Source organism: Streptomyces sp. NPDC001156 (assembly GCF_053598275.1).
In genome coordinates this window covers 1-6,093 of the sequence record NZ_JBSFJX010000331.1, presented here as the reverse complement: position 1 = coordinate 6,093, position 6,093 = coordinate 1, and the positions used below count along the sequence as shown (strand labels likewise).

The window sequence follows — 6,093 nt, the reverse complement described above, 5'->3', positions numbered from 1 at the left end:
TGGGAAACTTGCATCTCGGAAGTGCCTTGCTGATTGTGCGTGCTGGAAGCGTGAAGAACTCCCATCATCGCAGGTCACAAGGCACTTCTTCATTTCCCCAAGCGTCATCCATAGGCATCGGTCGGTGGATCGAGGCTAAGCCAATCAGAGACGCTTCCTGCAGTTCTGAGAAGCCGTCGTACTGGGGCCGATGGTTCACCGTGGTGGGGGCCAGGTCCGGCTTCGCGGACCGTGGCCTCTGTCCCGCCCTTCGGGGCCGGATCGGCGGGTATGCGCGACCCGTGGGCATGGCGGGCGCCGAGGGTGCCGTTCGGCCTTGTTGGCCGTTGGTGGTCACTCGGCTCTGTGGCTGTTTTCGGGGTTGGGCAGCATTTTCGTCATTCCGGGCAGGAAGTCTGTGAACAGTTCGTGCACTTCGTGGACGAGGGGGCGTAGTACCCGGAAGCGGGCCAGGGCGACGCCGCGTGCGGTGAGGCGGGCGCCGCGCCGTGCAAGGCGGTAGCTGCGTTCGCGGCCCTCGGTCCGGTCGAAGATCCAGTAGAGCACGAGGCCCATCTGGGCGAGCCACATCAGCTCGGGCAGTACGTCCCGCAGGTCCTCCGGGACTTTCGTCTTGGCTCCGGCGAGCACTTGTTTGTGGACGTCGATGGCCTCCAGGCGTGCGTGTTCGGATTCGGGGGAGAAGGGGCTGAGGGGGCTGTCGGGGTCGGCGGCGTTCTTGAAGAACTGCACCGCGAACTCGTGGTAGGGCGTGGCGATGTCCAACCATGCCTGAAGTACGCCCGCCAGTCGTCTCTCCAGGTCGGTCTCCCCCTCCAGGACCGACCGGACCGCCTCCCGGTGCTGGGCGGCGATCCGGTCGTAGAAGCCCTGGATCAGGTGTTCCTTGCCTTCGAAGTAGTAGTACGCGTTGCCTACGGAGACTCCGGCCTCCTTGGCGATCGCGCGCATCGTCGTCTTGTCGTAGCCGCGTTCCTGGAAGAGCCGCATCGCGGTTTCCAGGATGAGCGCACGGGTCTGCTCGGACTTGGTGGGCGTGGCGCCCTCGTCGGCTGGGTCGTTCTTGGCAGGCACGGACACAGAGCCTAACGAGTGGCGCAGGTGCCGCCGTCGCACCCGGGCTCGGTGTACGTCCAGCCCTGCCCCGGGTCGTAGGTCCAGCCCTCGCCCTGGCGGTAGGCGCGTCCGCCCCACTGCGCCCCGCCCCACTGGGCCCCGCGCCACTTGGCGGCCGCCAGCACCGCGCCCTTGGCGAGCCTGGCACCCGCTGGCGTGGCGAGCCGGTGGGCCAGGGCCCGGTGGCCGTGCAGCGCCCACAGCGTCACGACCCAGGCGGATGCGCCGCGGTAGACCTGCCCGGCGTCACCGACGACGGTGATCTCCTCGAGGGTGGCGCGGTGATCGAGCCCGGGGAAGCGCCGGCGCGCCTGCTGCGATCCGGCCGGAAGAAGTTCCAGCGGCACCAGTTGCGGCTGCCGTACCAGCCAGTCGCGCAGGAAGGTGCACAGGGAGCACTCGGCGTCGTACAGCACGGTCAGCCCGTGGACCGGGACGCGCGCGGCATCCCGGTCCACCGTGGCCGTCATGGCTCAGGCCCCCGTCGAGGGTGCGGTCCAGCCCTGCGGCCCCACGGGCGGGACCTGTTCCCGCTCCATGGCCCCGCGCCGCCGGATCTTGTTGAGCACGTACACGTTGCCCAGGTGCATCACGCCGAGGACCAGCAGCACCACGCCGAGCTTGGTCGACAGGGCCTCGAAGACCTGGCGTGTGTCGTCGATGGTGGCGTGGCCGTTGAGGTAGAGCGCGATGAAACCGAGGTTGACGAGGTAGAAGCCGACCACCAGGAGGTGGTTGACGGCGTCGGCGAGCTTCTCGTTCCCGTGCAGCACGTCCTCGAGGAAGATCCGCCCGTTGCGGCTGAGTGTGCGCGCCACCCACACCGTCAGGGCGACGCTGATCAGCAGATAGATGACGTAAGCGATGACCGTGAGGTCCATGTCTCCACCCTTCTTGAACGCGTTCAAAACTCTGTCGGGACTGACTGTAGCCCCACTTTTGAACGTGTTCAACTCAAGGATGTGGTGCTCGGCCCGGACTGCACGCGTGTCCGTGCCGTGACCGCGCAACGAACGTCCCGCAAGGAGCGCGGAGGTGCCCAAAACACCTGAGGGCCCTGTCTCCGCAAGCGCGGAGGACAGGGCCCCAAGGGCAGGCGGATCGAGGAGATCGCAAGCGGCGCGTGATCAGTGCTCGCTTCACCTCCTGGATCGCCTTCGCCGCCACGGTGCCGCGCGGGCAGGCGTCCGCGTGGTGGAACGTCGTGCGGCAGCGCCACACGCCGCCCTTGCTTCGCGGTTCGCAGGTAGCCACGGAGGTTCTTCTCGGCGTCGTCGGGGTCCCTTCCAGCTGGGCGGGTGGCCCACACGGACAACCAACCTTCGGCCGGGTCGACGCTGTCCGTGACGGGCACCGTGAGGCTGCGCCGAGGGGGATTTCCGGCGCGCGCTGTCCCGTGCGCAGGTTGGCGGATGATCGGAGAACTGCTCCAGTTGCCGGACAACGACAGGATCATCGGCCAGTTGGGTGCAAGGCGGTGCAGGGCCGTGGGTTCGGCGCCGACGCCGGGCGTAGATGGCCTGGTCCGGGTCACCGACCAGGATGAGCGGCGGCCGGCCGGCAGTTCCAGGACCCCAGGTCGGCGCCGGGATGGCTGATGCCGGTCCAGGACGCCCTGGCCGGGTCTGAGTGGAGGCGAAACGACGCGCAGCTCCCACGAGGGAGAGTCGGTCGTGCGGCGTGATGGCAGGGTCGCCTGAGGCTTTTCGGGACAGCCCTTGTTGATCCCGCGGATCTACTCGTACAGGCCTGCTGGTGGTGTCACACCGTCAACCGCCAAGGGGCGGCGACACGGTGACGCTCTGCTGGGTGAGGACGTCATCGTGGCGTGGCTGCTTTCGCGTGCCCCGTATCGCTGTGGGTTTTGGCGCCTGTCACCCCGTCGGCGGGGGAGGAGGAAGTGGTGGTTCAGGTGCCTTTCGGGTCGCTTCCTGCCAGCAGGGCCCGCAGGGCCGTGGTGTCGGGGGTGTCGTCGACCGCAGCGTCGATTGCGGTGTCCATCCCCTTCTCCCACTCTTCGGGCAGGGCCAGACCCGCTTTGCTTGACCAGGAGACGTCGGGCCGGGCCAGGTTCTCTGCGACGAGATGCAGGTACACCGGCCCGGCCAGCCCGTCCCACACCGCGGGCCGGATGAAGTTGCGGGCCGACTGGCCGGTCAAACGGGATGCCTGCGCGGGCTTGGGCATACGGTCCGCGACTGCCATCCACAGCAGGCCGGCGTCGATCGCGTCCAGAACACCATCCAGTCCCGGCAGGCAGGGCTGGCTGCGTTCGCCGTCGGGACCGGGCACGCCATGCGGATCGTGCGCCCTGCCGCCCGGTGCGGGCGAGTCCGACCGGCCGGAAGGCTCCCGTACGGGGCCGGAGGCTACGTCGCCGTCTGCCGGGATGGAAGCGGTGCGCAGCGCCCTGCGGACCGCTGTCTGCAGGGGCTCGGCCCATCCCACTGCATCGGCCACGGAGCGCGCCAGGACGAGGTCGGGCCAGTCCAGCCGACGTATTCCCGCCGTGGAGGCCGGCAGCGTATACGACTCCAGTGCGGTCAATACGTCGTCCTGGTCCCGAAGCAGGGACAGGGCGGGCGGCGCCGCCGGATCGTGGGTCATCCCGTCATCGGGTAGCGCTTCGATCAGCGCCACTCGCTCGGACATCGGCGGGTGCGAGTCGTAGGGAGACGGTCGTGGTGCCTGCCGGGTTCCGGCGAGTTCGGCCAGTGCCTGCGGGGTCCGCGCGGCCAGCAGGCGCCGAAAGCCGCCGTGGAACTCGCCGACCGGCGGAAGCGCATTGGCAGGCGTCCCCATCGTGGCGTACATCTCGATGTAGTGGTCGTGAGCGGCGTCAAGGGCGGGGATCCGCCGCAGCGCGGAAGCCGTGATGTCGCGGCCGACGTGTCGGGCCGCTGTCCAGTCGGCTGCGAGTTCCTGGCGTCGGGCCACGGACTGGGTGGCCGTCAGGAAGTAGTGCGCGTAGCGCACATAGAGGTTGCCGATGACGGCGTGGGCGCGGCTGTCATGAGCGCGGAAGGCGTCTACCGTGTGCAGGACCGCCGCACGGCCGCGCATGGTGACACCGGCGAAACGGGTGTCCTGGTTGCTGAAGTGGCCGAACTCGTGCGCCAGTACGGCATGCAGCTCCGGCACGCTGATCCCTGCTGGCAACGGCACGCCCAGGTACAGGCGGCGCCGGCCGGGCAGCAGCCCCAGCAGCCGGGTCTGTTCGGCGACCGCTGCGTTGACGTCGCCGGTCAGCAACAGCTCGTCCGGGACACGCGTGTCGCACTTCCGCGTGACCTCCCGCACCTCGGTCGTGAACGAGCAGACGGGGGCGGAACCGCCCCAGTGAGAGCCCCCGAGGCCTTCGGATGGCCGCAGTCCGGCGGGCCGGATCGTCCGGCCGCCGACCGGTGTTCACCTGCCCGTCGGCGTAGCGGTCAGGGACTCCGCGCCTCGTCCTCGGGTGCGGTACGGGGCCAGGAACGCCGTCAGCGCCGCCAGCAACTCCGCAGGAGCCTCTTCCGCGACCCAGTGGCCGGAGCCGGGAATGACCTCGGACTGGACGTCGTGCGCGACGAGCTTCATCGTGTTCCCCACGTTCTCGCCGAGGCTCTTCGCTCCGCCGATCGCCAGGACGGGCATGCTCAGCAGGTGCTTCTTGCGTTGCTCGTCCTGCGCGATGGTGGTGTCGAGCGCGCGATACCAGCCGAAGCTGCCGCGGAGCGCGTTGCGTTGGGTCGAGAGCATCCGGACGTAGTAACTGACGACGTAGTCGGGGAGTTTCCGTTCGGCCTTGGTGGTGAACTGCCAGCCGAAGTAGATGTTTTCGCGTCCCTTGACGAGCTCTTCGTTCACTTCGGTGAGCCGGTTGAAGGGGATGTGCCACAGCCGGTCGTTGACCTGTGCGGTGCTCACCATCGGCGGTGAGGGGGTCACGGCAGGGAGGAAGGCCTCGGCGACGGCCAGTCGGTCGACGCGATCGGGGTGGTCCGCGGCCAGTGCGTAGCTGATCGGCATGCCAGTGTCGTGACCGGCCACGGCGAACCGCCGGTGGCCGAACGCGTCCATCAGCGCCACCAGGTCGCCTGCGAGGGTACGGGTGTCGTAGCCGTCCTTGGGCTTGTCGGACAGCCCGATACCGCGCTGGTCGACGGCGAGGACCGTGAAGTTCCTGGCCAGCGTCGGCATCACCAGGCGCCAGGCATACCAGGTCTCGGGCCAGCCGTGCACCAGGAGCAGTGGTGGTCCGTTCCCTCCGACGACCACGTGCTGGCGCAGTCCGCCCGCCTGGACGAACCGGCTGGTGAACGTCCTGGTGAACCCCGACGGGAGATGGGGCGCCTGCTGGACGGTGCCAAGGCCTTCCGGAGTCGGCACGGGCGTGCCCTGGGGGCTCGGGGACCCGTCGTCGGGCGTCGCGGCACCGGTCAGCGTGACACCTCCCACTCCGAGGCCCAGCGCACCGGTGCCGGCCGCGCGCAGCACGTCGCGGCGGGGCATCCGGGTGCCGAATCCGTCCGTGGGGTTCTCGTTCGCAGGTTCCTGAGGCATCAGACTCCCTTTCGCACCTGACGGTCGCCGGCTCGGTGAGGTGTCGGGACCGATCACCTCGTCCGAGGCCGCGCCCGCCCGGCACATGGCCCGAGGGCTGTCCGCACGGGATGCGCCCACAGGCCCGAAGGGCGGATGCGCACCCGGCATGTCCAGCCCATGCTGCGGCGCCCCCCGGACTCCCGCAAACGGAGCCTCGGGCGAGGACGGCCCTGTCTCCCGCGGATCTCTCGCAGCCCTTTCGCGGCGCAGACGACCGCGTCGGCAGGCAGGGACTGGGCGGCCACGCGATGCCGCAGACGCGTACCGGAGATCTTTTCGGCTCCCCATTTGACATTCAGGATGATGGTGGTAATCCTGAATCTAGATGTCCTTCATCATCCATCGTTCGGAGGAACCATGTCCGAGACCTACGACCCCCGCCGGACGGCG

The 6,093-nt window shown here is 68.9% G+C and carries 5 protein-coding genes and 1 pseudogene; all 6 read right to left on the bottom strand.

Annotated features, from left to right (window positions below; all coding sequences use genetic code 11):
* Window positions 1-333: 333 nt before the first annotated feature.
* The 6 genes and pseudogenes from ACWDA7_RS49360 to ACWDA7_RS49335 all read right to left on the bottom strand — a co-directional run bounded on the left by ACWDA7_RS49360 (window position 334) and on the right by ACWDA7_RS49335 (window position 5,661).
* Window positions 334-1,074: a TetR family transcriptional regulator gene (locus tag ACWDA7_RS49360; protein WP_450614325.1), complete on the bottom strand. Its 741-nt coding sequence runs from the start codon at window positions 1,072-1,074 to the stop codon at window positions 334-336.
* Between the two features lie 11 nt (window positions 1,075-1,085).
* Window positions 1,086-1,586 carry a thiol-disulfide oxidoreductase DCC family protein gene (locus tag ACWDA7_RS49355; protein WP_450614323.1) on the bottom strand — a complete coding sequence of 167 codons (501 nt, stop codon included), beginning with the start codon at window positions 1,584-1,586 and terminating at the stop codon, window positions 1,086-1,088.
* A gap of 3 nt (window positions 1,587-1,589) precedes the next feature.
* Entirely contained in the window at window positions 1,590-1,997 is a 408-nt protein-coding gene (locus ACWDA7_RS49350) for a hypothetical protein (RefSeq protein ID WP_450614321.1), read from the bottom strand.
* Between the two features lie 235 nt (window positions 1,998-2,232).
* Window positions 2,233-2,346, bottom strand: a pseudogene (locus ACWDA7_RS49345) (succinate dehydrogenase iron-sulfur subunit); the annotation flags it as partial.
* Window positions 2,347-3,024: 678 nt separating this feature from the next.
* Window positions 3,025-4,416 carry a M48 family metalloprotease gene (locus ACWDA7_RS49340; protein ID WP_450614319.1) on the bottom strand — a complete coding sequence of 464 codons (1,392 nt, stop codon included), beginning with the start codon at window positions 4,414-4,416 and terminating at the stop codon, window positions 3,025-3,027.
* A 108-nt stretch (window positions 4,417-4,524) separates the two neighbouring features.
* Window positions 4,525-5,661 (bottom strand): alpha/beta fold hydrolase, encoded by a 1,137-nt coding sequence (locus ACWDA7_RS49335; RefSeq protein ID WP_450614317.1) that lies wholly within the window; start codon window positions 5,659-5,661, stop codon window positions 4,525-4,527.
* Window positions 5,662-6,093 lie beyond the last annotated feature (432 nt).